The organism is Streptomyces sp. NPDC057302 (assembly GCF_042667685.1).
GTDB lineage: Bacteria > Actinomycetota > Actinomycetes > Streptomycetales > Streptomycetaceae > Streptomyces.
On sequence record NZ_JBHUZJ010000004.1, the window covers coordinates 55,886 to 79,536 of the forward strand.

Genomic DNA, 23,651 nt, shown 5'->3' on the forward strand with positions numbered 1-23,651 from the left:
CTGGCGTCACTGCCTACGAAGCCGGACGGCCAGGACTGCCAGCCTGACTGTGCTGATCGTCCCTGTTGGCAAGCGAGTTGGCGCACCACGAGGCGCCATGGACTCGAGTGAGGTGAGAGACCTTCACCAGCGGATTGTCACGGCAACTTGGTTGCGACAGAGACCAGTTCGTCTCGGGGAATGCCGAGGCGGTTATCCGGCTCGTCGATCAGGTGCCTGCGTCACTCACGGTGGTGGATGCGCCAACGACACCGTAAGTGCGGCCACGAAGGGTGAATTCTCCCAGGGGGGTCATGCCGAACCCGTCGACATGGACTTTCCCGGACGCTTGGTTGGCCAGTTCGATGAACGCGACCATCACATCGGCGTGCGCCGAGGCCGCCTCACGCCCCGCAGTGAACAGCCCCCGAGCCACGCCCTTCCCGCGGTATGCGGCAGCGACCACTAGAGGCCCGTAGAGCAGCCAGGCGGCTGAGCGGAGCGACTGTCCTCGCCACTGGAGCGAATCCTTCGCATTCAGCAATGCCTGGATCGGTGGTGGTGGACTCGGCATACTCTCCGCGGAGGCCAGCCCGAGTAGCCCAGCGAGGCGCCCCTCATCGTCCGCGACGAGCAAGCCCCCATCTTCCGCCATCGACCGCAGCGTGTCGACGTCGAGGCCACCCTGCACGAAGCCCTGCTCCGCACGCTCCTGCTCCGTGAGCGCGTCGTGGTGATTGGCTGCGAAGAGATCAGCCATCACCGGAGCATCAGCCGTAACGGCATATCTGTAGTCCACGACCCCGATCGTGTCACGGACCAGCACTCATCAAACTATTAGCCCCAGACGGCCCACCCATCAGAGCAACGTGAAAATCGCCCCGCCCCGTCACCGGCTACATGGTGTGTCGGCTTCCTCGGCCAGGAGTACGACGGACAGTGCGCTCCGCCACGACACGGATAGCCTCTGTCACCACACCCCAGCGGTTGCATCGGACGTGAGAGCCCATCCAACCGCCACGACCACCAACCCAGTGAACCTTCCCGGTCAGAGCACTGGGTCGAGAGTCGCCTCGCGGCGCGGGCGCGGTGCTCTTCACCCGCTGGGACAGCCGATACGGCCCCGAGACGGGCACAGCCGAGTCGGGTTGATCTCCGCGGCCGTGGCGCCGGACGGCGTCAGGCGCTCCGCAGGGCGGTGCGCGCCTGGCCTGGCAGAGCGGGGTGGTCGGCGAAGGACTGCGGGCTGTCCCGCAGCTCCTGGGCGCGTCCCGGGTGGGGCTCCGGCCATACCAGCTAGCGCGTCAACTCCCGTCCCAGATAGGCCGCGAGCTTGCCCGAGGCTGTCTTCGGCGTCCGGGTGTCCCGGCCCTCGGATCCTTGTAGCGCTTGATTGCCTCCTGTTCGGGCAGTCGTTGCTGTGCGACGATGATGGGACGAGAGATTGGCTGGTGTCCTGCCGCCACGGTTGCGGGGGCTGGTTCACGGGTTCCGGGCATTGCTCCCTCCACGGGCATCCGGTCCCGCCATCGCTGCAGGGGCCGCTTGTGCCTAGGCTCCAGTGTCTTTGGGCTCATGACCCCCCCGGAGGGGGGCGCCCACCATGTTCATCACCACGTCGAACGACGGCGTCGAAGCGGTCATCAGCCCGTGGGGAGAGATCGACTTCGCCGCCGTTCCCGCTCTGCTCGCCGCCGTCCGGGACTTGCCGCTGTCCGTCACCCGGGTGACCTGGGATTTGCGGAAAATCCTGTTCATGGATAGCGCCGGCCTTCACCTGTTCGACGATCATCGGTCGGCCTGCCTGGGCACGGGCCGAACCCTGACTGTCACCGGCCTGCGGCCACAGCCGTTGGAACTGCTGCGGCTGGCCCATGAACTGTCCCCTGAGCACCGCTGGTCCGATTTCCTTCCAGAAGGTTCCCCGACGGCTGCCGCCTGAACGCCTTCTCGATCCCCAGATGAACACACGCCCAGTTCAGAGGCTGAGCACGGGGGGGGGAAGAGATGGGGGACAGATGCCAAGAGCAAGTCGACTTGCACAGATTTCGGCGGACGCTAGCACGGGACGGGCGTCTGGTGCGATCCTTCGGGGTAGGCGCCTCAGAATAGGTGGGCATGCGAGGGGCGAACGGTATGTCACAGGCTGCAAAAGGTGAAGAGCGACAATCGTCGCCAGCCAGCGGCACGCTGGCCGTGTCTGCTTCCTACGAAGGAAGCGGCAGCATTGCGCAGTCCCGTGCTCTGGCCCGGACCTTTCTGGCGGATGTGCAGTCCGCGCACGGGCTGGCGGTGTCCGAACGTGCGATGGAGCGTGTGCAGCTGGTGGTCAGCGAGCTGACGACCAACGCCTACAAGTACGCGCCGGGATCGTACACGCTGGCCTTGGCGGTCCGCGAGGGCGTCGTCGAGGTGACGGTGGGGGACACGGAGCCCGCCTTGCCGGTGGCGTGGGCCGCTGATGCGGGCCGTGTCGGGCAGCACGGGCTGGAGATCGTGATGGCTGTCTGCCACAGCTTCGAGGTGCATCGCGAATCTGTGGGCAAGCGCGTCAAGGCGACCATCGTGCTGGCCGACGCTACTCAGGGCCGGGCCCGCCAATAGCAGTTTCAGTGCGCACGGTTGAGGGCATCCTCAACCGTGGCCAGAGGTCTGAAGACCTCGCTGAGACCCGTCGCGTTGAGGATCCGCAGGTGCCAGGGTCGGACGCAGACCAGTGCCAGGTGGCCGCCTCGTTCCAGAGCCCTGCGACGTGTCCGGCAGAACAGGCTGAGGGCGGAACAATCGAAGAATTCCACCGGCCTCAGGTCCACGATCACCTGAGCGCCGGGCAGAGCGGTGGCGGCATCGGTGTGGACCTGGACTTCGGTGACGGTGCCCAAGTCGATGGCGGCGTGGATCTCGACCACGGTGACGCCCCGGGCAAGGTAGCTGCGCGCGTGCTGGCACGGGGCCGGCAGCTGTCCCAGCAGCGGGGGATCATAGCGTTGCCCCAAGGCCGCATTTGCATCGTGGACGCCCATGGCGGTTCCCGAGGTGAGACTCCCGCGGGACGGGAGTTCGTGATCGTCGGACCGTCGCCAGGGGCCGGGGCGACACTCACCCACTGTAGGAAACGCAGGCACGCAGAAGTCTTCGCGCGCCCGATCATCCATCCGTGCGGGTGATAGTCACGCCCGCAGCGTTGACGCATCGGGTTCAAGCCGCCTGCGCCAGGCCGGGCAACGTGCGGCGGTCTTGGCCGGGTAGGCTCGCGATGGCCTCGTCCCAGACCCCGACCCGGCACGCCCCGCGCCACGTGTTGCGGGGCCCCAAGTTGTCGGGTGGGCCCCTTCTTTTGCAGCGAACCGGGCCGGCCCTCCGCGCTCTGCTCGGGCCGACGGCGCACACGCGAATAGCGTGCGAGGCCCGCCCCGGGGCACGGACGGGGTCTTCGGGCTTCGGACAGCGGTCCGCCGCCACAGCTGGCGGCGGACCGTACGCTGCGCGACAGTGCTGTCGTGAACGCCAACACTGCCGGTATCGGCCTTACCTGGGGTGCCCGTTTCGCACGTTCCTGCACCAGCGGGCGTGGACGCGACGCACGCCGAGGGGGCGAAGGCGCTGTTCGACAACGCGGTGGGGTGGCTGCGCCTCAACCGGGTGCTTCTGCCGGGTGCAGTAGGGTCTGGCCCCATAACTTGGGCAGGCCCGTGAAGTAGAGCCAGCGGGGCGGCGGATATGAGAGCCACTGCTCCCGGCGTGGCAACCGTCCGGACTCCATGATCGCCGGAGTGGTGCAGCCGACTGCTCGAGCATCTGGCCACGAAATCTCCGGGACCGCTCGTCCCGCCTGCTCGCAGCATCGTGCCGACTCCTGCCCTGCGCCTCACTGCTTGTCGCGCCGCCTCGTTCAAAACGCGCCGCAGCCGTGGGCGCGGGCGCCGTACGGCAGATCCGCAGGCTGCACAGTTGACGCGGTACACGTCCATAGTTGCCAGTACAGGCGCAGACTCGTTGATCTCCATATGGAGCACATGCTGAGAGATCGCCCCTATGAGCAGCCCGGTTCACCCACCGCGCTGTGCGCCGACTTGGAGACCACCCAAGGGGTCGGTTGCGACATCGCTCCACCGCCTCCTGGGACCGCCGATTACCTGAGGCCCGACAGTAGTGGTGCCGCGAGCAGATACGCGAAAACCTGGCCCAGTCCGGGTGATGGACGTGCGTGACACCGACCGTATGTTCGCCGGGCTTCTCGATGCCAGCCATGGTCTGTCCCTGGAACAGCTGCCGAGCCTGGTGCGTGATCACGCGGCCCATGCGGGACTCGGCGACGTCCGGATCTATCTCGCCGATCTGCAGGAGGAAGTCCTGCGGCTGGTGACCGGCCGGGGCCTGGACGCCACAGCCGACCCCGGCCAGGAGGCCGCCGAGCTGCGGATCGACGACACGCCGGCGGGACGGTCCTTCATGAGCCTGCAGCCGCGGGGAGCTGAGGGGGAGGGGCCGGGCCAGTGGTGGACGCCGCTGCTGAACGGGGCCGAACGGGTTGGTGCCCTGCGGGCCGACACGGACGGCTCTGCCGCGCAGACGAGGCTGCTGCAGCGTTTGGCGTCCCTGGTCACGTTGCTGATCATTTCGGTGCGCAACCAGAGTGACTCCCACGCCCGCCTCGTGCGCACACAGCAGATGACGGTGGCCGCGGAACTGCAGTGGAATCTGATGCCGCCCCGGGCGTTCGCCAACGGCCAGGTGACGATCAGCACCGCCCTGGAGCCCGCCTACGAGGTCGGGGGAGACGCCTTCGACTACGCCCTGGCCGACGGGGTGGTGCACCTAAGCATTTTCGACGCGATGGGACACGACGTCACGGCCGGCATCACCGCCAACCTGGCCGTGGCCGCCTGCCGCAACGCCCGCCGGCAGAACGCGAACCTGATCGACACCGGCGAGTTCATCGAGCGCACCCTGATCGAACAACTCGGGGGCGCACGCTACTGCACTGCCGTGCTGCTCGAACTGGACAGCGGCACCGGCCAGATCTCCTGGATCAGTCACGGACACCATCCCCCCGTGATCATCCGCCGCGACGGTACCTGGTCCGGCCTGCTGCGATGCCTGCCGGCCCACCCTCTGGGCACCGACCTGGGGATCAAAGCGACCCTGTGCCGCGAACAGCTGAACCCGGGCGACCGGCTGGTCCTCTACACCGACGGCATCACCGAAGCGAAAGACCCTAACGGTCAGGAGTTCGGCCTGGAGCGGTTCGTGGACTTCATCCTCACCCACAACGCCGAGGGCCTGCCCGTCCCCGAAACCCTGCGCCGCCTGGTGCACGGCGTCCTGCACTACCAACAAGGCCGGCTCCAGGACGACGCGACCGTCCTGTTCATGGAATGGCACGGCCCCCACAACACCCCCCACACCGGCAGCGGACCACCCGAGGAACTGCGTTCTCACACAGACCAGTAGGCGTCTGTGTCCGAACAGGCGTGCCCGTGACGAGTTCGGGAAACCGTGCGGGGCAGAGGCCGAGCCTGGTGGTGGAACTAGGTCGGGGATGCGCCGGTTTGCGGAAACGCCGTTGCGAAGAACATCAGCTCGAACACTTCCGTCCTTACCGACATCCCCGATCACGTGCTAGACGTCTGGACGGCGGGCCGCCTCCACGACGTGATCAAGGACCTCCCCGACGACGCATCCGTCTACCTGACCGACTACGAGCCCGCCGAGTTGCTCTGGGGGGCGACGAAGCGGACATTGGAGCGGGCCGAGGTGCAGCGCACACTGTTCGCTGACTGTTCGGCGGGGACATACGACGTGTTGTACGGGCCGCTCTGTGCGTGCCGGGTCTTCGCACACGGCGGCACGGATACGTAGCGGCAGAGGGTGGACAAAGGTTATGCCCGTTGTTCGGGTGTGCGCAGGGCCGCTGCGGTCGTCCGTGTCGCGTTGCAACGACGGGTCAGCGCCTCGCTGCGTGACGGCTGTGAGGCCCTACGTCTAGATCCGCGGACGACGGGACCGCAGTGCCCAACGACTGTGCAGCGGGCCGGTTGTGCGGCCATCGGAGAACCTGCGGTGGCGGGAGTGTAGGGACGTGAGCGAGCTGTGCTCCGGGGAATCAGGAATGTCTGGGTGTGATCTGTACCGGATGGTGGAGCAGAGCCCCCGCTGGGATGCACAACCACGGGGATCCGGCACAGCCGTCACCTGGGCTCCCTCGGCTGTGGCCTGTGAGGGTCATGGCCGCCATTCCTCCTGCCACAGCCAGTGCAGCTCGTACTCCACGGCGAGTGCTTGCAGGTCAAGGAGGGCGTTCAGCTCGTTGCGGGGCCATGCGGGGGCGGCGTGGTCGGCCTCTCGGATGACGGTCTCACTGACGTGGGCCATGTTGCGGCGGGCATCGATCTTCTGGTGCATGCGGTATGGGGTGCGACAGCCGCATCTGGCCGGGCCACGGCTACTGGGAGTTGCGGCTGCCGCGCAGTCGGCGTGGTGGAAGAGGTCCGCGGACGCCGCTTCCTCGTCAAGACGGGCGTGCACGAAGGTGACCAAGGCGGTGAGCTGCACGGCGGGAGCTGTGCTGTCGGGCGGGAGCGCGGGCGGAGCAGGCCCGCTCGAGCCGTCCTCGCATCGGGACGAAGAGGGCCGCCGCTGTAGGTCTGCGCGGGTCTGCTCCGCCCGCAGCCGGATCTCTACCGCCTCAGACCACGTCTGGTGTGCCCTGCTGATCGTCTCCCGAGCCGTTTGGCATAGCCGCTCGCAACGCTCGAAGGATGTGGCGGCCCTTTGGGTGGTCTCCGTGATGTTGGCCGGGCTGAGCATCCTGCCTCCTCATCAGTTGCCGAACGGGAGGCCGAGCGACCGGCCTTCAGGCGCGGCGCGTCTGCTCTTACATGGCCGCCGTGTCCTGGCCCGGATCGCTTGCGGTGGGAGGTTCTTGGGGCAGATCTCGTAAGGCGATGACTTCCTGGGCGACGGTGGCCAGCCGCACGCGGTGGTCGCGCGCGCGGCGGCGCAAGGTCTCGAACGCCTCGGCGGGCGAGATGCCGTGGTGGGCGGCGAGGAAGCCTTTGGCCTGTTCGATGAGGACGCGACTGTGCAAGGCGGTACGGAGCTGCTCGTTGAGGGCGGCGGCCTGCTGAAAGGCGCGGGCGTGGAGCAGGCCGATGGCGGCCGCGTCGGCGAACGCCTGCGCCAGAGCGAGGTCGGCGACCGGCAGCGGGTCATGGCCGGTGCGCAAAAGCAGCAGGCTGCCGAGGGCCTCTCGGCGTATCCGCAGCGGCACGGCACCGGCATAGGTGTAGCCGGCGGTGCGGGCCTGGACGGTGAAGTCGCGCCAGACGGCTGGAGCACTGCAGAGGTACCTGGGGGCGATGGCCGCCACGGTGCGGTGGGCGTCGACGGCGGGGCCTTCGCGTACGGCCATGTCGAGTACCGCGGCTCTGGAGGGATCGGTGGCGCTGCTTGCCGGGCTGTACAGCTCTGTTTCCGATGAGGCCAGGAAAACAGCGGCTGCCGAGATGTCGAGGATGCCGCAGCAGCGGAAGGCCAGCAGCTGCAGGAAATCGATGACGTCGAAGTCGTCCGCCAGAGTGTCGGCGAGCTCCACGAAAGTGCCGGTGATCTTCTCTTCCCTGCTCATCCCCATCCCCCGGTGGACCGAAGCGGGCCGGGTACCGCGCAGGGGGACCCACGCACCAGACGGTCACGCTAAGTTTCCAAGAGGCTACTTGTCACCACAACTGACGGGCACCGCTTTCGCCTTTCCCGCTGTGAATGACGACAAGGCTCAACTATTCGTTGACACGCTGACCGAACTGGTCGAGGCGCACGCCGGCGCCACAGGCTTCACCGTCCTGCGCCGGTGGGCTTCGAGCGTTGCCGGTATGGCTGTGGAGGTGTGAGTGGGAGTCGCCGAGGGCGTTTCGGCATGATCAATCGGGGCGCCTTGCGATGTCACTCGCCGTTGCCCGCCCGGCTCGCGACGCTCGTCGACTCCTACACCCGCGAATCCTCCTCGCGGACGCGCTCGCCGAGGCGTTCCCCGACGCGCGCGGCGTGGACCTCCTTGATCCGGCCGGGGTACGCGACGCGCTGACGGCCAACGGATCGCTCGACCCGCTCGTGCCGCTTGTTCCTGCGGGCGACGACGTCTCCCCGGCCGTGCTCCGCGACATCGCGGTGCGCGCCATCACTGCGCTCGTATTTCCCGAGATCCCGCCCGAGACCCCGAAGGTGACGAACGCGCGCACTGACACGGGACGTTTCTGGCCGATCGTCAGGGGGACGTTGCAGGAGCCCGCGTGGAGCCAGACCAAGGCGAAGACAGCAGAGGCACGCACCCGTCTGTGGTCCGCCGCCGTCGCTCAACTGTTCCTGTACCGAGGCAACATCCTCTCCGCCCTCGGCTTCTTCGGCGTCCCAGAGACCGCAAAGGCAGCCGGGCAGGACCCGCGCTCACTCAAGGCGCTCTTCCTCAGGGCAGAGGCCGGCGACGCGACCGCCTGGGCCGCTCTTGTCCAGCGGATGGCACCGGCCCTGATCCACGCTCCGCAGCCGTTCATCACTCCCGGCCAGGGCAGCGAGGCGGGCGACGGCCGCAAGGGCGTGCGCCGCACCCCCCAAAGCGCCCTCGCTGCCCTCACACTGGCGTACACGGCGAGCAGTGCTCCGGACATCAGCCGGGCTCTTCTCCTCGCGTTCGCGAAGGCCGTGCTGGAGCACCCGGACGCGATGAAGCCGCCCGAGGCGGAAGACGGCACGCCCTTGATCTGTTACGGGGAGCAGCACTGGGTCGAGGACCGGACACCGATCACCGCAGGGATGGTGATCGCTCCTGACACCGAGGGACGGCCCACCAACTACGTCGCCGACAAGGCATGGTTCGACGAGACGTTCCCCGTGGAGCTCGGTCGCCCCGCCCCGGCCGCCGCCGGAAGCACCGCCAACTCCTCCACGGCCGCCGGGACTAGCACGGATGCCGCTGCCACCACCGCGCACGGCGTACCGGTGGCCGACCCGCGCGATCTGCTGGCCACACTGCGGCGGGAGCTGCCCGCCCGTGTCGAGCTCGTTGAGGGGGGCTACCAGCAGGCGGTGGACTCCGCCCACACCCTGATGACCGATTTCGAGGAGGCTCACCGTGTGCGAGTCCAGCTCGGAGAGGACGCGCTCCCGGCCGAGCAGCGGATCGAGTGGATGGAGAAGCTGACGAAGGTACGGGCCGCGGCCCAGGCCAGCATGGCGACGCTCGAACAGGTCGAAGCGCTGATCCTGCAGGTCTGACCGATGCGATGAGACCCAGGTCCGTCAGGTCCGGGTGGGTTCCTGGAAGCAGTTGGGGACCTACCTCCCGTTTCGCCAGAGGTGTGTCCGACCGAGGCGGGCTGCCGCCCTGTCCCAGCCAGTCGCGCGGGGGCCCAGGGGCGTGTTCCGGTCGTGACCCGAGAACGATATGGCAGGGGTGCGCAAGGTCTCGTTGTGCAGGGCGATATATAGCAGGTGATCCCCGGTTACCGAAACCGGGGATCGTCCCGAGTATTGAGGGTGTTCGCACCCGGCTGTGCTTGGCAGTGGAGCCGGGGCGGATGAAGCAGACAGCGCCGCAAACCTCGTACGAGGCGAGCGCTGTTGTCTGCTGCCCTGATGATCGCGGCGCCCTTCGCTGAAGGACAGTGTTGGCGCCGCCGATGTGGGCTTTCCACGCCCTCAAGGAGAGTGAGCATCCTGTCTGACCCGATCAAGAAGCTGCCGCCGAACGCGAAGGGCCAGGTCCGGTACCGGTTTGTGGTCGACGTCGGGACCGACCCGGCCACTGGGAAGCGCAAGCAGCTGACCCGTACCCTCGGCACGCTCAGGGAGGCGAAGGCCGAGTACGCACGTATCACGGTCCGTCGCCACGAAGGGGCGTTCGTACCGCGTAACAAGATGACCGTGAATGAGTGGCTCGATCAGTGGCTCGCCAAGAAGGCGGAAGACCTGGAAGAGACCACGATCTCCACCTACAGGGTGACCCTGGACCGTGTTCGGGGCAGGCTTGGGCACATTCGGCTCCAAGAGCTCACCGAGGACGATGTCGAGGAATGGATGGTCTGGGCGCTTCGGGAGGGCCGCGTACGCACCACGAAGGCTGGTCCCGGTCTGGGCGTTACCTCGGTGGAGATGTCCCTCACGCGGCTGAAGGAGGCTCTCAACCGGGCCGTGACGCGGCGCCTGGTCGTGGTGAATGTCGCCCAGGAGGTCACGATCCCCCGGAAGGTGCGCAAGGCGGAGCGGCGGGCCAAGGCAGAGGTGCCGCCCTGGAGCGTCGCGGAGGTCCATGCCTTCGTGCGCGCGGTGAGGTGCCACCGGCTGTATGCCCCGCTTCTCCTGTCTTTGATGGGGCTGCGCCCGGCGGAGGTGTGCGGCATGCGTTGGGTTGATCTGGACCTGGACACAGCCACCCTGGTCGTTGCCAACACCCGCACGCTGATGGGGAACAAGACCGTGGTGGAGAAGGACGCGAAGTCGCTCGCCGGCGAGCGGGGCCTTCCGCTGCCCGCTTTGGTCAGAGAGGCACTCAGGAACTTCAAGGAGACTCAAGCCGCTGAGGAGCTGGCCGCGGGGCAAGCGTACAAGGGCAGCGGGTACGTGCTGGTGGACGAACTCGGGGCGCCGCTCAACGTGCGGCAGTTGCGCGAGCGGGCGTACGACGTCATGGCCGACAACGCGCTCCGGCGAGTCCGTTTGTACGATGCTCGCGCGAGTTGCTTCACCTACCTGGCGAATAAGGGCGTCTCTGACCATCTCCTCGCCCGATGGGCGGGGCACACCGACGTAAGGGCCACGAAGCGCTGGTACGTGAAGCCGGACGTGGAAGATCTTCGTTCGGCGGCGGATACCTGGAGTGGCCTGACCGGTCTCCCGACCCCTGTGGTGAGAGAAATGTGAGACGTGGGAGCGTTGTCGCGTGAGTGAGAAGACTACGAACACCCTCCAGTACCGCTTTGACGGGCCAGAAGACGCTCCAGTCCTGATTCTGGGCCCTTCCCTCGCGACAACATGGCACAGGTAGGCAGAACCGTCTTCTGGCGTCCACGTGGTCCAGTTCGACGCTGTTCACGCGGGTTTGGTCTCGGTGGTCCAGGTGCGTCGACGTCGTTGGTGACAGCAATGTGACTGGTGCGGCTCCTGCCGACTAGGTGCCAAATGGCATCCCGCTCATCTGCCCTGTGCCCGCTACAGGGTGTCGTTGGCGCAGCGAAAGCCGAGGTTTCCGGAACTGGACTCCGGTGTGTTGCTTGAGCGGGCGGCCACCCGGTAGCGGTTGCAGTAGGAGTCGTGGCACAGGTATGAGCCCCCGCGCATGACCCGCGTGGTGCCGATGTCTGGGCCTGGTGGATCGTTCGCCGTGGATTGTGCGTAGTAGGCGGGGGAGAACCAGTCCGCGCACCATTCCCAGGTGTTGCCCGACATGTTCCACAGGCCGTGGGCGTTGGGCCGGTAGGACTTGACGGGGGCAGTGGTCAGGTAGCCGTCGTCGAGCGTGTTGCGGTGGGGGAAATCTCCCTGCCAGATGTTGCAGGCCCACCGCCCGCCGGGGGTCAGTTCGTCGCCCCAGCTGAAGCGTCGTCCGGTCAGGCCGCCGCGTGCGGCGTACTCCCACTCCGCTTCGGTGGCCAGCCGCTTGCCGGCCCAGGTGCAGTAGGCCGAGGCATCGCGCCAGGAGACGTGCACCACGGGGTGGTTTTGCCGGTCTCCGATGGTGGAGTCGCCTCCCTCGGGGCAACGCCAGGAGGCGCCCCGGACCGTGAGCCACCACGGGGCGCCGGCTGCCTCACCGATCACGTCGGCGCGCGAGGCCACCAGGTGGAAGACCGCAGAGGTGCCGAACTGTTCGGCGTCGGTGACATACCCGGTCGCCTTGACGAACGTGGCGAACGCTGCGTTCGTCACCGCGGTGGCGTCGATCAAGTAGGGCGAGAGCCGCACCAGGTGGACCGGTCGCTCGCCATCGGCCGGGTAGCCCTCGCCAAAGCTGTCGCCCATCGCGAACTCATCGCCGTCAAGGCGGACCTGCCCTCGCGTCGACCGTGGGCGCGTGTCGGTGCGGTGGGGACGCACAGCCAGGCCGGCCGACGGCGGACGAGAGGCAGCGCAGCACGCTGCCGGTGCTTGCGTCATGACTGCGCTGCCTGTCCCGTGCGCCGGGCTTGTGTCATGGCGGCGTGCTCCGCTTGTCACTGGGCCGCTACTTCAATTCGCTGGGCCACATCCGGAGGAATGACCGGCCCGTCGCGGTCGGCGGTGATGCGTACTCGTTCGATCTGGCCGGTGAATCGGCCCTTTTCGGTCCGGTACTCGTCGGTGACCGGCGCTCCGAGGTCGATCCCCACGTCAGTGGTGTCCGAGGTGGGGTTCCGGAAGGGCACGGTGCGGGCGATTCTGGCCTGGGCAACCTGCACACCGCCCACGGTCAGTGTGCCGGTTCCTCCCTGGCCGAAACCGCCTCCGTCGTAGTCGAACGTAAAGACCAACTCGTGTCGCCCTGGTGGGAGGGCGTGGTCAGCGCGTACGTAGAAGCGCTCGAATCCGAGCCAGTTGTGGCAGTACGTCGGCACGCCCGCCGACAGGAAGAGGCACCATCCGCCAAATCGCCCGCCCTGGGACACCACGACACCGTCCGAGCCGCTCTCCGGCACAACGATCGACGCCTGGATCGAGTGGGACTTGTTCTTGATGTTGGGAATGGCGTTGTCATTCAACTGGCGCATTCCGGCCCGCAGTTCGATGCTGTTGCGTCCCGCGGTGGGGTCGGGGCGGCCCGCCAGTTCCGCGATGAAGCGCTCCACACGGCGGTCGTCGAGCGGCAGTACGGAGTTCTTCTCGGCCTCGGCAAGGAACAGCCGCTGCAGTCGTGCGAGCGTTTCGGGGTGTTCGCCGGCGACGTTGTGGGCTTGGCTCCAGTCGTCGGGAGCGTAGAGCTCCCAGTGGTCGTCCTGGAATCCGGTCTGTGGAGCGCGTTCCCACGGGGCCAGGTGTTTGGTGCACGCCGACCAACCGTTGTGGTGAATGCCGCGGTTGCCGAACATCTCGAAGTACTGGGTGGTGTGTCGTTCGTCGGCGTCACGGGCGTCGAAGGTGTAGCACATGCTCACCCCGTCGATCCGCTGCTGCGGTGCGCCATGGACGACCTCGGGGACGGGAATGCCCGCTGCTTCCAGGATGGTCGGGTAGACGTCGTTCACGTGGTGCCACTGGTGGCGTACTTCCCCTGCCGCGGAGATTCCGGCCGGCCAGTGGGTGACCATGCCTACACGTGTCCCTCCCCAGTGCGAGGCAACCTGTTTGAGCCACTGATACGGGGTGTTGGTGGCGTGTGCCCAACCGCTCGGGAAGTTGTTGTACGCGGTCGGTCCGCCCAACTCGTCCAGGCGGTGCATCATGTTCGCGGCCGGCTCGTGTACGCCGTTGAGGCTTGCGATCTCGTTGAACGCACCGTGCGGTCCGCCGCCCCCGCTGGCTCCGTTGTCGCCGAGCAGGTACAGGAAGATCGTGTTCGCGAGTGTGTCCGATGCTTCGAGTGCGTCGACAAGGCGGCCGACTTGGTGGTCGGTGTGTTCGGCGAAGGCGGCGTATGTCTCCATCAGCCGGGCGGCCACCGCTTGTTCGTCGGCGTCCAGCTCGTCCCAGGCGGGGATGTCGTCGTGGCGCTGGGTCAGCAGGCAGTCCTGGGGCACGACGCCGGCTTCGCGCTGTCGTTCCAGGATGGCTTCGCGTTCGTGGTCCCAGCCCTGGTCGAAGCGGTTTCGGTACTTCTCGATCCACTCCTTGGGGGCGTGGTGGGGTGCGTGGGTGGCCCCGAAGGACAGATACATGAAGAACGGCTTGTCGGGCGCCAGGGCGTGCTGGGTGTGCATCCAGGCGATCGCCTGGTCGGTGATGTCGTCGCTGAGGTGGTAGCCGTGGGTGTCCGGCGGTTCGACTGGCTGGGTGCCGTTGAAGAGCAGGGGGTCCCAGTGGTTCGTTTCGCCGCCGAGGAAGCCGTAGAACCGCTCGAATCCTTCTCCGGTCGGCCAGCGGTCGAACGGGCCGATGGGGCTGATCTCCCAGGGTGGTGTCTGGTGCATCTTGCCGAAGGCGCCGGTGGAGTAGCCGTTGAGGCGCAGTACTTCGGCGAGGGGCGCGGCGGATGGTGGGCGCACGGCGGTGTATCCGGGGGTTGACGTGGCGAGGTTCGTCACGGTTCCCATGTTCACCGCGTGGTGATTGCGTCCGGTCATCAGTGACGCCCGGGTGGGGGAGCACAGCGCTGTGGTGTGGAAGCGGCTGTATTTGAGACCGCCTGCGGCGAGACGTTCCGCGGTAGGCATGGCGCAGGGTCCGCCGAACGCGCTCGAGGCGCCGAACCCCATGTCGTCGATCATTACCACGACCACGTTCGGGGCGCCTGCCGGTGGGCGGATCTGTGCGAGTGGCGGGTAGGAGGTGTCCCTGATGTCGAGCGTGGATGTCGTCCGTGGCCGGGGCTCGGGGATGGGCAGGGTCTTGCGGGCGGGGTCGAGGGGGCGGGCCATGTGGTGATCTCCTTGGTGAGCCGGTTCCGGGGCGTGGGCGCTACTTCAGGAGCCGTGGTTGTACGGCGGGACCCCAGGGCGACTCCTGCTCCCACCGGTGTGCGAGCCTCAGCAGGTCGGTCTCGGCGCGGTTGCGCGCGAGGACCTGTACGCCCATCGGAAGCCCGTCCTGGTTGAATCCCGCCGGCAAGTTCACCGCGGGGACGCCGAGCAGTGTCGCGATGGTGGTGACCTCCATCCACCGGTGATAGGACGACATGGCCGTCCCGTTCACTGCTCTTGGCCAGTCCGCCTCAACCTCGAAGGGGAATACCTGGGCGGAGGGAAGCACGATGAAGTCGTAGCTGTCGAAGAGCGTCAGGAACGCGTTGTACATCGCGGTCCGTTTCACCGATGCGTCGAACACATCCAGTGCCCCGACGGGCGGTCGGCCGTCGACGCCGTTGATCAGCCCCTCGATCTCGTAGACGGCCTCGGGTTTGAGCGCGGCCCGGGTTACCGGACTTTGGTAGAGGGGATAGAGCTGGGAGCCCGCCAGCCAGTGCCGGAAGGTCAGCCAGAGAGGCCACAGATCATCGGTGCCGTCGAATCCGGGCGCCGTCGGAAGCCCTGCACACGAGTGGACCGGCAGGCCGATCGACTCGAACACATCGAGAGCCCTGGTGCACAGGCCAAGTACGCCTGGCTCCATGGGGAGATAGCCGCCGAGGTCTCCCAGCCAGGCCACACGTGCGCCGGTGAAGTCGCGGTCCAGGCCGGAAGACGACGCGTCGGTCGGCTCCAGGGAGAGCGGGGCGTGGGGGTCGTAGCCGGACATGGTGTCCAGGAGCAGGGAGAGATCGGTGGTGGTCCGGGCGAGGGGACCGGCGACTGCGCCCTGTTGGACGAAGACGTCGGAGCCCGCTGAGGGAACCCGGCCGAAGGACGGGCGCAGGCCGAGAACGTTGTTCCAGGCCGCCGGGTTCCTCAGTGACCCCATGAAGTCGCTGCCATCGGCGACCGGCAGCATGTGCAGAGCCACCGCGACGGCCGCGCCTCCGCTGCTGCCGCCTGCTGACCGGCCTTGGTGGTAGGCGTTGCGGGTCACGCCGAACACGTCGTTGTAGGTGTGTGAACCCAGCCCGAACTCCGGGACGTTGGTCTTGCCGATGAAGATGGCTCCCGCCGCCCGAATACGCGCGATGTGCAGCGAGTCGCTCTGTGCTTCCGGCAGATCGAACTCGCCACGGAAGAATCCCCGGGTCGTCTTGAATCCGGCCGCGTCGGCGGTGTCTTTGACGGCGTGTGGGAAGCCGTGCATCCACCCCATGTCGCGGCCTTGTGCCAGCAGCCGGTCCTTCTCCAGGGCCTCACGCAGAAGCTCGTCCCGCGGGCGAAGGCTGACGATGGCATTGACTGCGGGGTTGATTGCCTCGATGTGATCGAGGTGGGCGTTCATCACCTCCACGCACGACACCTGCTTTTGGTGAATCGCTTCCGACAGCGCGGAGGCTTGGAGCAGGACGATGTCGTTCGCCCGATGGGCCGGGAGGTCCGGATTGTTCGTGGCCATCGTGATGTGTTCCTTTTGCCGCGTGAGCTCTGAGGTCAAGGCGTCGGGCCGGTACTGGAGGTTGATGCTTCGATATGGGCGCGCGGGCGAGCGCTGTCGCGGATGTAGGGCCGGTAGATCAGTGAGATGAAGGCGGTGTTGGCGACCATCACCACGACGAGGAGCCAGAAGAATGTCTGCTTCAGTCCGATGTGCTCGCCGAGGTATCCGGCCAGGAGGGTGAAGATCACCCAAGCGATCGCGTCCGTGACCGAGAGTTTCAAGGCGAAGGCCAAGGCACGGAGTTCCAGCGGTACGACGGCCATGATCATGGGTGTTTGCACGACCGGGGTGATGCCCTGGAGACCGCCGAGAACCGCGAACAGCGCGGCCACCACTACCAGCGAGTGCCAGGGGAACTGGGTTGTGACGAACGCGACGGCCGCGAAGGCTGCATGGGCCAGCTGGAACATGGCGACGCGGCCGGCGCGGGGGTGGCGCCGGTGTACCCGATCGGCGATGTGACCGCCGATGATCGTGCCGAGGAAGTAGCCGACTCCGTAGGGCAACATGGCCAGTGAAGCCTGCGCGTTGGAGAATCCGAGGACCTCCACCAGGAACACCACGCCGAATGCGACGAACAACAGCTGGGTGGAGAGCAGTCGTTGCAGCAGGATCAGGGCGAACGAGCGGATCTTGAGCAACTGGTCGACATCGGCCCACTTGATTCCTCGGTCCGATGCGCCGTGCGGCGGTGGTGTGGCGCGGCGGTCGGAGGCGCCGATGCCCGGGTCCCTGAAGGTGACCAGCACCGCGATGCCGACCAGCATGCACAGAACTCCGCAGATGGTGTATCCCCACCGCCAGCCGTTGCCGAAGCGGGAGAGCTGCCCGAACAGGGGTGCGCTGGCGGCGGAGATCAGCGCGAGAGATCCGTAGAGGTAACCCATGGCGCGACCCCGGCGGTCGTCGCCGTACAAGTCGCCGACCAGTGCGGCGGCCAGCGGTGCGACGCCGGCAAATCCTGCTGCGGCCACCAGGTGCAGCAGCATCAGCTGTGCGAGGTTCTGTGAGGCACCGGCCCCCGCGATGAAGGCACCCGCTCCGGCCGTGGACACACCGAGAACGAAGGTGCGACTCGTGCGGCGTGCCACGGAAACCCACAGCGGTCCCGTTGCCACGCCGATCAGCTTGGCACCCGCGACCAGCCAGCTGAGCGCGGAGAGGGACAGTCCCAAGGCGGTCTGCACAGCAGGGAAGAGGACCGAGACCACGCTTGCCTCGGTGTTGTCCGTCGCGGAGGCGGCAGCCAGTAGCGTCATGTTGCGCCGACGGTGAGCAGGCGCCGGGACGTCGGCCGGGGGCGTGGACGCGGGGAGTCCAGGTTCGGGAAGGACACCGTTGGATGTGTCCACGGCGGTAGCTCCTTGAGTCGATGCATCCGCGCGGACGAATGCTGCGGAGTCCGGGCGGCCCGGGGGTGGTGGGGGAGTGCTCCGGTCGGAGTCGCCGTGTCATGCACCCCCGACACCCGGATTACCTAGGTGGCCGAGTAGCGAGCGCTGCCACCCCTGAGGTAGTTCATCTCGCCCAACTGCTGTGTCTCGGCCAGTGCTTTGGTCACCTCGACCAAGGTGACCGCGTCGAGTACCGAGTGGAACTGGCCTTCCTCGGTGAAGTTGATGTTCGCGCCGTTGACGATGAAGAGGACTTCGGTGTCCTCGGTGTTCGTCTCGGGGGCGTAGAACTGGTGCACGGACGCACCGGGCTCATACAAGTAGGAGCCTGCTACCTGAGGCTGGTCCGGGTATTCCCGGTACGCCCACCTGCCCTTCAGCGTGAAGCCATGGACGGCACCGGTGTGCAGATGCATCGGCAATTCGGCGCCGGGGGAGAAGTAGGCCATCACGACCCAGATTCCGGCCTCGGGATCCAGGAAGAGCGGCTGATAGCTGACGCCGGTCCCCAGCGCGTCCTTGATGATCGGAATGTCGTTGACGCTTGCCGTGAGCAACTCGCCCTGGGGAAGGGCGATGACGGGCAGCGCGGCAGCGGCGGTCGGCTTGGGCGCGGTCACGGGAATCTCCGTTCGTGGGTGGTGGCTTGCGTGCTTGGAAGGTGTCGTCCCCGCTGTCATCCCAGGGCTCCGCGGACGAGAGCGATGACGGAGTCGGCTTCCTCGTCGCTGAGGGTGAGGACTGGGCGGAACGGCACGACGAGGTCGCTGCCGGAGGGGATGACGAGCACGCCGGCTTCGAGCAGCTGCACTGCTGTGGCCAGAGGAGTCTGCGTACGCAGGCCCATGTTCGTGCCGATCTGTGAGAACTCGAAGGGTGCGCCGGCGAACCCATCGGTGAAGCGCTGCGCGAGGTGGTCCACGCGTGCGAGGAACCCCGCATCCATGGTCAGGTCCAGGACAGCTGCCGCGATGACACAGCCGATGTCCGTTCCCGCGTAGGTCGATTCGTGCGGAACCAGCTGGTCCTGGGTGTACGAGGCCCAGATCGGCTCGGCCATCACCGCGGCCGATATGGGGTACACCCCGCCGCCGAGCCCTTTGCCGGTGGTGAGCACATCCGGCAGCAGGTCGTGCTGCTGGTACTGCCACACGACCCCGCCGCCACACGATCCGAGCCCGGTCTGCGTCTCGTCGACGATCATTACCGTGCCTTGCTCGTCGCAGATCCTGCGGACTCCCTCGAGATAGCCGGGCGCGGGCACCGGGTATCCGCCTTGAGCGGGCGTCGGCTCGATGACCACGGCGGCCGTCTCGCGGCTCACCGCGCGCCGCATCGCATCGAGATCGTTGAACGGCACCATCGTCACGTCGGTACTTGCGACGAGGTATCGCTCGCGATGGTGAGCGCTGATCCCGCTCAGGCTCAGACAGAGGTCTGTCGCGCCGTGGTAGGAGTTCTGGGCGATCGACACGAGCTTGGTGCGGCGGGTGTGGGCGCGGGCGGCGTGCACGGCGATCTCGATCGCGTCCGCCCCGCCGACGCCGAACGTCACACCGGACAATGCGTGGTGTGTGCTTTCGGCCAGCTTCTCCGCCAGCCTCGCCCGGTATCCGGAGGCGAGGGCCCAGGCGCCGGAGTCGACGTGGTCGATGGCCTCGCGGTATGCCGCGACCACGGCCGGATGGCGGTGCCCCAGGTTGAACTTCGATCCTTGCCGCCAGCAGTCCCAATACCATTCCCCGCTGTAGGTGTCCTGGACCTGTGCTCCCTTGCGCTCACCGAGGTGGAGGTTTATCTGCGGGGGCAGGAGCGCGATGTGGGAGGCGCTGACGTGGCGCGCGTAAGCCGCGTCGTTCTCGGCCGCCGTGCCGTACGGCGGATAGAGTTTCCCGCCCTTCGTGGTGGGCTGTGCCATGGATTTCTCCTCTTGCGTTTCGGATCGCTGCGGTGGCATCAGCGCAGGGGTGACGTCAGCTCTTCGTGGTGGTCGAGCATCGCCATCTCCCGGAGGGGCAGTGGCAGGCAGTCGAGGATGTGGTGCAGCGACGCGGTCTCCCTGCCGGGTGCGATGCTCGCCCCGACGGTGACGCGCAGCTGCTCCGGTGTGATGTCGTGGGGCAGAGAGCGCAGTTCCTCGATCCGCTCGGCTGACAGCAATGGCTTGCGCGTGGGTGCAGCGATTGCGGCAGCACGGAGCACGGTGAGCAGGTCGTCCAGGTACTTGCCGTGCCCCGCGGTCATCGTGAAGTGAATGCTCGGTGGTACGCCCGGCTGGGAGAGCTGGGGCTGCATCTCCCACCCCCGCGTGCCCAACTCGTCGACGAGCGCGAAGAAGCCGCTGCCTGTGGTCGTCACGGCGAGGAGCGTCGACTCGGGTTTCCCGAGCACGGCCAGCCCGTCGATCTGCGAGACCTCGTCCGCGAGGCCCTGGGTGAGCTCGAGCGACTCCTCCGCGAGCCGCAGGTACCCGTCTCTGCCCAGATGCCGCATGACCGCCCACGCCGCAGCCAGCAGGCCGCCCGGCTTAGAGCTTTGGACCGTCGAGTTGGCGATCGGATAGCCGGTCCAGCCCGCGTGCGCGAAGTACTGCGGGCGTCGCAGCTCGCGGTCGCGGTATAGGACCAGCGAGCACCCCTTCGTCGTGTATCCGTACTTCTGCAGGTCGACCGTGATCGAGCTGACGCCGTCGACACGGAAGTCCCACGGCGGTACCGACTGGCCGAGCATCTCCTTGAAGGGCAGAATCCAACCGCCGATGCACGCGTCGACGTGCAGGCGGACGCTCCGTTCCCGGCAGAATTCAGCGACGTCGTCGATCGGGTCGATGACTCCGTGGGCGTATTGCGGGGCCGACAGGACGACGAGCACGGTGGCGGCGTCGACGGCATCACGGACCGCGCCCACGTCGGCTCGGAACGAGCAGGGATCCATCGGAGTGACGTCGACAGCCACCCCGAGGTAGTGCGCCGCCTTCCACCAGGCCGCGTGCGCCGAGACCGGGAGAACCACTCGCGGTTCGGCTATGTCGGGCCGCGCGTCACGGGCGGATTTGAGCGCCAGGAGACAGCTTTCGCTTCCGCCGCTCGTCCAGTTCCCGGTGGCGCCGGGGCCGCCGTGCAACAGGTCCGTGGCCACGCCCACGACCTCGCGCTCCATCGCGTAGAGGCTGGGGAAAGCCGTCGAGTAGAGCGGGTTGACCTGGAGGTACATGCCGAACGCGTCGGTCGCGAGTTGTTCGACCGTGGCCATCCCGGTGCTGTAGGTGTTGACCATTCCCGGGCGGTCCGCATTCGGTGCGTCCTCGCGGTGCCGACGGGCGAGCTCCGCCAGTACATCTTCCGCGGGAATGCCATTGTCGAGAATCACCACGGGGTCCTTTTGCCGACGTCAGACGGGTGCTCCGTCCTGCCGACCATTCAACGCAGCCTGGATCACTAAGATCCAATAGAGAAAACGGGGCTCTCGACAACCAAGACCTATGGCTGCAGGCGAGCCAGTCCAGGCAGGGTGGGCAGAATGCAGATTCATCAGGTCGAGCACTTCGTCGCCGCCGCGGATCACGGAGGAGTCCGCCACGCAGCCGAGGCCCTCGGGCTCACGCAGCAGGCGGTCTCCCGCAGCGTCGCCGCTCTCGAGCGGGAACTCGGCCTCACATTGTTCGAACGCCTCGGTCACGGCGTCGCCCTGACCTCCGCCGGCCGGATCTTCCTAGGATCCGCGCGGCGGATCGTTCGAGAGGCCCGCATCGAACCGAGTCTGGACAGCGGGCTGTTGGAGATCGCCACGTGGGGCCCCCTCGCCACCCACCCGACCGCCACCCTCCTCGCGCGCCTGCATCGCGAGCAGCCCACGATGCGTTCCAGGATCGAGCAGGCCGCAGACGAGGAATCGGTATGCCGCCTGGTGAGAGCGGGGCACTGCGACATTGGAACGGTTCTTCTTCCGTCGCTGTGGCTGCACGACCTGACAGCGATTCCGCTGGGACATCTCAAGGAATGGCTCATCCTTCCGCCCGGCACCCGGATCGATCCGGGCCCGGTGACCTGGAGCGCGGTCGCCGAGCACGATCTCGTCGTCCCGTCCGCGGGAACATCAATTTCATTCGTGGGGCAGGAACTCGCGGGCACAGGAGTCGAACTCAAGCTGGGTGTACGCAGCGCACACCGCGAGGCGCAGGTGTCGTTGGTGCTCGCCGGAGCGGGGGCCGCGCTGGTGACGCAGCGCTACGCCGAGATGGCCCAGGCCCGGGGCGCGGTGATCCGTGAACTCGATCTGCGGTTCGCCCGGCAGATCGGCATCGTCCATCGCCGTGACGGTCGATCGCCGCTCGTCGAACGGTTCACCGAGCTCGCCGTGGCTCAGCGCCCGCCGCGATGACCGCGAGCAGCGCCTCCAGGGCCGGTGAGCCCGGACCCGCGCGATGCGCCAGGAACAATCGGCGCTCGATGGGTGGAGCTGTCTCGCGCACCGTAAGCCCTTGTTCAGCTGCAGCGGCCGCCATGCCCGGCGCCAGGATCGCCGCTCCCACACCGTCGAGGACCAGCGGCCAGATCATCTCCCGCGCTCCGCACTCGCAGACCACCGCTGGGCTGACCCCACGGCGTGCGAACGCCGCGTCGACACGGAGTCTGTCGGGTGTTCCGGGTGGAGTGAGGATCATCGGCACTGAGGCGAGACACTCGAGAGAGACAGGGGTGTCCGACAATTCGAACCGCGCAGCCGCGACGAGGAGCAGCCGCTGTGTGCCGAGCGCACGGGACGTGAGGGCGCTGGTTCCCGTTGGAACCGCGGACAGCTCGGCATCGCAACGTCCGGTCTGCAGTGCGCGGAACGGCGCGCCCGCTGCCCCCGAGTCGACGATCTCGACAACGACCCCCGGATACGCCTGCCGAAACCGGCCGATCATCGCCGCCAGCGGATCATCCACCAGGTCGCCCGCCGCCGCGATCGAGAGGGTCCCTGTCTGCAAACTTCGGACTTCTTTCATGACCCGACTCGCATCCGCAACGCTCGCGACCAGTCTCTCGGCGGCAGGGACGAGAGCCCGCCCCGACTCCGAGAGCACGAGCCCCCGCGCAGAGCGGACGAACAGAGGCATCCCAAGATCTTTCTCGAGAGCACGGATCGACAACGAGAGCGATGGTTGGGCGAGGTAGAGCGCCGCTGCCGCACGGGTGATGCCTCCATGCTTCACGACGGCGAGGAAGTGCTCGGCGTGGCGGACATCCATGGGTCTCCTCGGCCGTGCCACCAGACATCAGACATCTAACGATCGATCCGCCACCTCGGTTCCCACGGGACCGGGACCGTCTGGAGACGTCACTGGCCGGCCACCACGACCTGACCGTGGACCACGCACTGACCGACTACGGCGTTGCGTGGACCGTGACCCGCACCATCGACACCGGCATGCCGCTCCACGACGATCGGATCGCGGACGCGTTGACGGACAGTGTTGTCGGTCCGGGCCTGATGCTCCTCGATCACGACTGCACCCCTGAAGTCTGCACGCTTCGCTTCACACCCGACGCTCCTCCCCTGCTTGCCGACGATGACGCTTCACCGCCGCAGAACCAACCATGCGTCAGGTCGTTGGTCGACCCGAATGCCGTTCGCACGCAATGCGGTTCGTGCTGGACGCTGCGATCTGCGTCGCAGCTGTGGACTGTCTTCGCCGGCCCACCTCGATGGGATCGACATCGTCGCCCTCGGGGCGAACGACGACCTGGGCCTAATGCGGATCGACCCGAACGTCGGCACGTTGGTGCCCCGCCCCCTGGCGCACGCAGCCGGGGAGGAGCCGGGCCGGTTGTGAAGCAACCTCGCCCGCTGAGCCGGGAGGTCATCGAGGGGTTCAAGGGTTACGTGGCAGCCTTGCCCGAGGTGCTGTCGGTGTTCGTCGTCGCGGGCAGCGAGGACTTCCTGGTCCACGTCGCCGTCGAGGACGTCGATCACCTGCACACCGTCCTGATGGACCGCTTCAGCCAGCGCCGGAGATCGTCAACTTCCGCAGCTCAGTGATCTACCAGCACGTCAGCACACCCGTTGTCGCACCCCTCGACGGCGCCACCGCGTAGCGGGCAATGAGCCCCATGGTCGCGCGGCACCACCGTCATCTTGCGCACGCTGATGCGCCGC

Annotated in this window: 22 protein-coding genes; 9 read left to right on the forward strand and 13 right to left on the reverse strand. The window is 67.2% G+C overall.

Going from position 1 to position 23,651, the window contains the following annotated elements:
• Positions 1 to 208: 208 nt before the first annotated feature.
• Positions 209 to 739 carry a GNAT family N-acetyltransferase gene (locus ACFUPX_RS04710; protein ID WP_383315909.1) on the reverse strand — a complete coding sequence of 177 codons (531 nt, stop codon included), beginning with the start codon at positions 737 to 739 and terminating at the stop codon, positions 209 to 211.
• An 843-nt stretch (positions 740 to 1,582) separates the two neighbouring features.
• On the opposite strand from ACFUPX_RS04710, the gene ACFUPX_RS04715 reads away from it, so the two are divergent.
• Both ACFUPX_RS04715 and ACFUPX_RS04720 read left to right on the forward strand, forming a co-directional pair.
• Positions 1,583 to 1,921 (forward strand): STAS domain-containing protein, encoded by a 339-nt coding sequence (locus ACFUPX_RS04715; protein WP_383315912.1) that lies wholly within the window; start codon positions 1,583 to 1,585, stop codon positions 1,919 to 1,921.
• 194 nt (positions 1,922 to 2,115) lie between these two features.
• Complete coding sequence (locus ACFUPX_RS04720; RefSeq protein WP_383315915.1) at positions 2,116 to 2,583, forward strand: ATP-binding protein; 468 nt, start codon at positions 2,116 to 2,118, stop codon at positions 2,581 to 2,583.
• A 5-nt stretch (positions 2,584 to 2,588) separates the two neighbouring features.
• Here the strand turns inward: ACFUPX_RS04720 and ACFUPX_RS04725 are convergent, their stop codons facing one another.
• Positions 2,589 to 3,002 carry an STAS domain-containing protein gene (locus tag ACFUPX_RS04725; protein WP_383315918.1) on the reverse strand — a complete coding sequence of 138 codons (414 nt, stop codon included), beginning with the start codon at positions 3,000 to 3,002 and terminating at the stop codon, positions 2,589 to 2,591.
• A 1,180-nt stretch (positions 3,003 to 4,182) separates the two neighbouring features.
• On the opposite strand from ACFUPX_RS04725, the gene ACFUPX_RS04730 reads away from it, so the two are divergent.
• Both ACFUPX_RS04730 and ACFUPX_RS04735 read left to right on the forward strand, forming a co-directional pair.
• Positions 4,183 to 5,433, forward strand: a complete 1,251-nt coding sequence (locus ACFUPX_RS04730; protein WP_383315921.1) for a PP2C family protein-serine/threonine phosphatase — start codon at positions 4,183 to 4,185, stop codon at positions 5,431 to 5,433.
• A 153-nt stretch (positions 5,434 to 5,586) separates the two neighbouring features.
• Entirely contained in the window at positions 5,587 to 5,841 is a 255-nt protein-coding gene (locus ACFUPX_RS04735; protein ID WP_383316419.1) for a DUF6225 family protein, read from the forward strand.
• A gap of 363 nt (positions 5,842 to 6,204) precedes the next feature.
• Here ACFUPX_RS04735 and ACFUPX_RS04740 read toward each other — a convergent pair whose 3' ends face one another.
• Both ACFUPX_RS04740 and ACFUPX_RS04745 read right to left on the reverse strand, forming a co-directional pair.
• Positions 6,205 to 6,384: a hypothetical protein gene (locus tag ACFUPX_RS04740; RefSeq protein ID WP_383315924.1), complete on the reverse strand. Its 180-nt coding sequence runs from the start codon at positions 6,382 to 6,384 to the stop codon at positions 6,205 to 6,207.
• A 472-nt stretch (positions 6,385 to 6,856) separates the two neighbouring features.
• Positions 6,857 to 7,609: an ANTAR domain-containing protein gene (locus tag ACFUPX_RS04745; protein ID WP_383315928.1), complete on the reverse strand. Its 753-nt coding sequence runs from the start codon at positions 7,607 to 7,609 to the stop codon at positions 6,857 to 6,859.
• Positions 7,610 to 7,697: 88 nt separating this feature from the next.
• Between ACFUPX_RS04745 and ACFUPX_RS04750 the strand changes: the two genes are divergently transcribed.
• The 3 genes from ACFUPX_RS04750 to xerC all read left to right on the forward strand — a co-directional run bounded on the left by ACFUPX_RS04750 (position 7,698) and on the right by xerC (position 10,896).
• Positions 7,698 to 7,871, forward strand: coding sequence for a hypothetical protein (locus ACFUPX_RS04750; protein WP_383315931.1), 174 nt, complete (start codon positions 7,698 to 7,700; stop codon positions 7,869 to 7,871).
• Between the two features lie 49 nt (positions 7,872 to 7,920).
• On the forward strand, positions 7,921 to 9,252 hold the full coding sequence (locus tag ACFUPX_RS04755) for a hypothetical protein (RefSeq protein ID WP_383315934.1): 1,332 nt from the start codon (positions 7,921 to 7,923) through the stop codon (positions 9,250 to 9,252).
• A gap of 432 nt (positions 9,253 to 9,684) precedes the next feature.
• Positions 9,685 to 10,896, forward strand: coding sequence for a tyrosine recombinase XerC (gene xerC / locus ACFUPX_RS04760; RefSeq protein WP_383315937.1), 1,212 nt, complete (start codon positions 9,685 to 9,687; stop codon positions 10,894 to 10,896).
• Positions 10,897 to 11,184: 288 nt separating this feature from the next.
• Here the strand turns inward: xerC and ACFUPX_RS04765 are convergent, their stop codons facing one another.
• From ACFUPX_RS04765 to ACFUPX_RS04795, 7 genes are all read right to left on the reverse strand, one after another.
• Positions 11,185 to 12,129 (reverse strand): formylglycine-generating enzyme family protein, encoded by a 945-nt coding sequence (locus ACFUPX_RS04765; protein ID WP_383315940.1) that lies wholly within the window; start codon positions 12,127 to 12,129, stop codon positions 11,185 to 11,187.
• A 56-nt stretch (positions 12,130 to 12,185) separates the two neighbouring features.
• Positions 12,186 to 14,522, reverse strand: coding sequence for an arylsulfatase (locus tag ACFUPX_RS04770; protein ID WP_383315943.1), 2,337 nt, complete (start codon positions 14,520 to 14,522; stop codon positions 12,186 to 12,188).
• Between the two features lie 40 nt (positions 14,523 to 14,562).
• On the reverse strand, positions 14,563 to 16,074 hold the full coding sequence (locus tag ACFUPX_RS04775; RefSeq protein WP_383315946.1) for an amidase: 1,512 nt from the start codon (positions 16,072 to 16,074) through the stop codon (positions 14,563 to 14,565).
• A gap of 35 nt (positions 16,075 to 16,109) precedes the next feature.
• Positions 16,110 to 17,375: an MFS transporter gene (locus tag ACFUPX_RS04780; protein ID WP_383316422.1), complete on the reverse strand. Its 1,266-nt coding sequence runs from the start codon at positions 17,373 to 17,375 to the stop codon at positions 16,110 to 16,112.
• A 218-nt stretch (positions 17,376 to 17,593) separates the two neighbouring features.
• Positions 17,594 to 18,130, reverse strand: a complete 537-nt coding sequence (locus ACFUPX_RS04785) for a 2,4'-dihydroxyacetophenone dioxygenase family protein (RefSeq protein WP_383315949.1) — start codon at positions 18,128 to 18,130, stop codon at positions 17,594 to 17,596.
• Positions 18,131 to 18,186: 56 nt separating this feature from the next.
• Positions 18,187 to 19,428: an aminotransferase class III-fold pyridoxal phosphate-dependent enzyme gene (locus ACFUPX_RS04790; RefSeq protein WP_383315952.1), complete on the reverse strand. Its 1,242-nt coding sequence runs from the start codon at positions 19,426 to 19,428 to the stop codon at positions 18,187 to 18,189.
• A 38-nt stretch (positions 19,429 to 19,466) separates the two neighbouring features.
• Positions 19,467 to 20,879: a pyridoxal phosphate-dependent decarboxylase family protein gene (locus ACFUPX_RS04795; protein ID WP_383315955.1), complete on the reverse strand. Its 1,413-nt coding sequence runs from the start codon at positions 20,877 to 20,879 to the stop codon at positions 19,467 to 19,469.
• A 150-nt stretch (positions 20,880 to 21,029) separates the two neighbouring features.
• Here ACFUPX_RS04795 and ACFUPX_RS04800 point away from each other — a divergent pair, with 150 nt between their 5' ends.
• Positions 21,030 to 21,890: a LysR family transcriptional regulator gene (locus ACFUPX_RS04800; RefSeq protein ID WP_383316427.1), complete on the forward strand. Its 861-nt coding sequence runs from the start codon at positions 21,030 to 21,032 to the stop codon at positions 21,888 to 21,890.
• On the opposite strand, the gene ACFUPX_RS04805 is transcribed toward ACFUPX_RS04800, so the two are convergent.
• Positions 21,853 to 22,743, reverse strand: a complete 891-nt coding sequence (locus ACFUPX_RS04805; protein WP_383315958.1) for a LysR family transcriptional regulator — start codon at positions 22,741 to 22,743, stop codon at positions 21,853 to 21,855. The two genes, ACFUPX_RS04800 and ACFUPX_RS04805, sit on opposite strands and share 38 nt — an antisense overlap.
• A gap of 89 nt (positions 22,744 to 22,832) precedes the next feature.
• Positions 22,833 to 23,000: a hypothetical protein gene (locus ACFUPX_RS04810; RefSeq protein ID WP_383315961.1), complete on the reverse strand. Its 168-nt coding sequence runs from the start codon at positions 22,998 to 23,000 to the stop codon at positions 22,833 to 22,835.
• 324 nt (positions 23,001 to 23,324) lie between these two features.
• Here ACFUPX_RS04810 and ACFUPX_RS04815 point away from each other — a divergent pair, with 324 nt between their 5' ends.
• A complete protein-coding gene (locus ACFUPX_RS04815) occupies positions 23,325 to 23,534 on the forward strand; it encodes an Lrp/AsnC ligand binding domain-containing protein (RefSeq protein ID WP_383315964.1) in 210 nt (69 codons plus the stop codon).
• Positions 23,535 to 23,651: the final 117 nt, after the last annotated feature.

Bases quoted from the DNA above. Each gene is read 5' to 3' on its own strand.
- ACFUPX_RS04805 (WP_383315958.1), bottom strand. From the start codon at position 22,743: ATGGATGTCCGCCACGCCGAGCACTTCCTCGCCGTCGTGAAGCATGGA.
- ACFUPX_RS04755 (WP_383315934.1), top strand. From the start codon at position 7,921: ATGTCACTCGCCGTTGCCCGCCCGGCTCGCGACGCTCGTCGACTCCTA.
- ACFUPX_RS04790 (WP_383315952.1), bottom strand. From the start codon at position 19,428: ATGGCACAGCCCACCACGAAGGGCGGGAAACTCTATCCGCCGTACGGC.
- ACFUPX_RS04775 (WP_383315946.1), bottom strand. From the start codon at position 16,074: ATGGCCACGAACAATCCGGACCTCCCGGCCCATCGGGCGAACGACATC.
- ACFUPX_RS04715 (WP_383315912.1), top strand. From the start codon at position 1,583: ATGTTCATCACCACGTCGAACGACGGCGTCGAAGCGGTCATCAGCCCG.
- ACFUPX_RS04725 (WP_383315918.1), bottom strand. From the start codon at position 3,002: ATGGGCGTCCACGATGCAAATGCGGCCTTGGGGCAACGCTATGATCCC.
- ACFUPX_RS04745 (WP_383315928.1), bottom strand. From the start codon at position 7,609: ATGAGCAGGGAAGAGAAGATCACCGGCACTTTCGTGGAGCTCGCCGAC.
- ACFUPX_RS04720 (WP_383315915.1), top strand. From the start codon at position 2,116: ATGTCACAGGCTGCAAAAGGTGAAGAGCGACAATCGTCGCCAGCCAGC.
- ACFUPX_RS04710 (WP_383315909.1), bottom strand. From the start codon at position 739: ATGGCTGATCTCTTCGCAGCCAATCACCACGACGCGCTCACGGAGCAG.
- ACFUPX_RS04770 (WP_383315943.1), bottom strand. From the start codon at position 14,522: ATGGCCCGCCCCCTCGACCCCGCCCGCAAGACCCTGCCCATCCCCGAG.
- ACFUPX_RS04765 (WP_383315940.1), bottom strand. From the start codon at position 12,129: ATGACGCAAGCACCGGCAGCGTGCTGCGCTGCCTCTCGTCCGCCGTCG.
- ACFUPX_RS04800 (WP_383316427.1), top strand. From the start codon at position 21,030: ATGCAGATTCATCAGGTCGAGCACTTCGTCGCCGCCGCGGATCACGGA.
- ACFUPX_RS04780 (WP_383316422.1), bottom strand. From the start codon at position 17,375: ATGACGCTACTGGCTGCCGCCTCCGCGACGGACAACACCGAGGCAAGC.
- ACFUPX_RS04740 (WP_383315924.1), bottom strand. From the start codon at position 6,384: ATGCACCAGAAGATCGATGCCCGCCGCAACATGGCCCACGTCAGTGAG.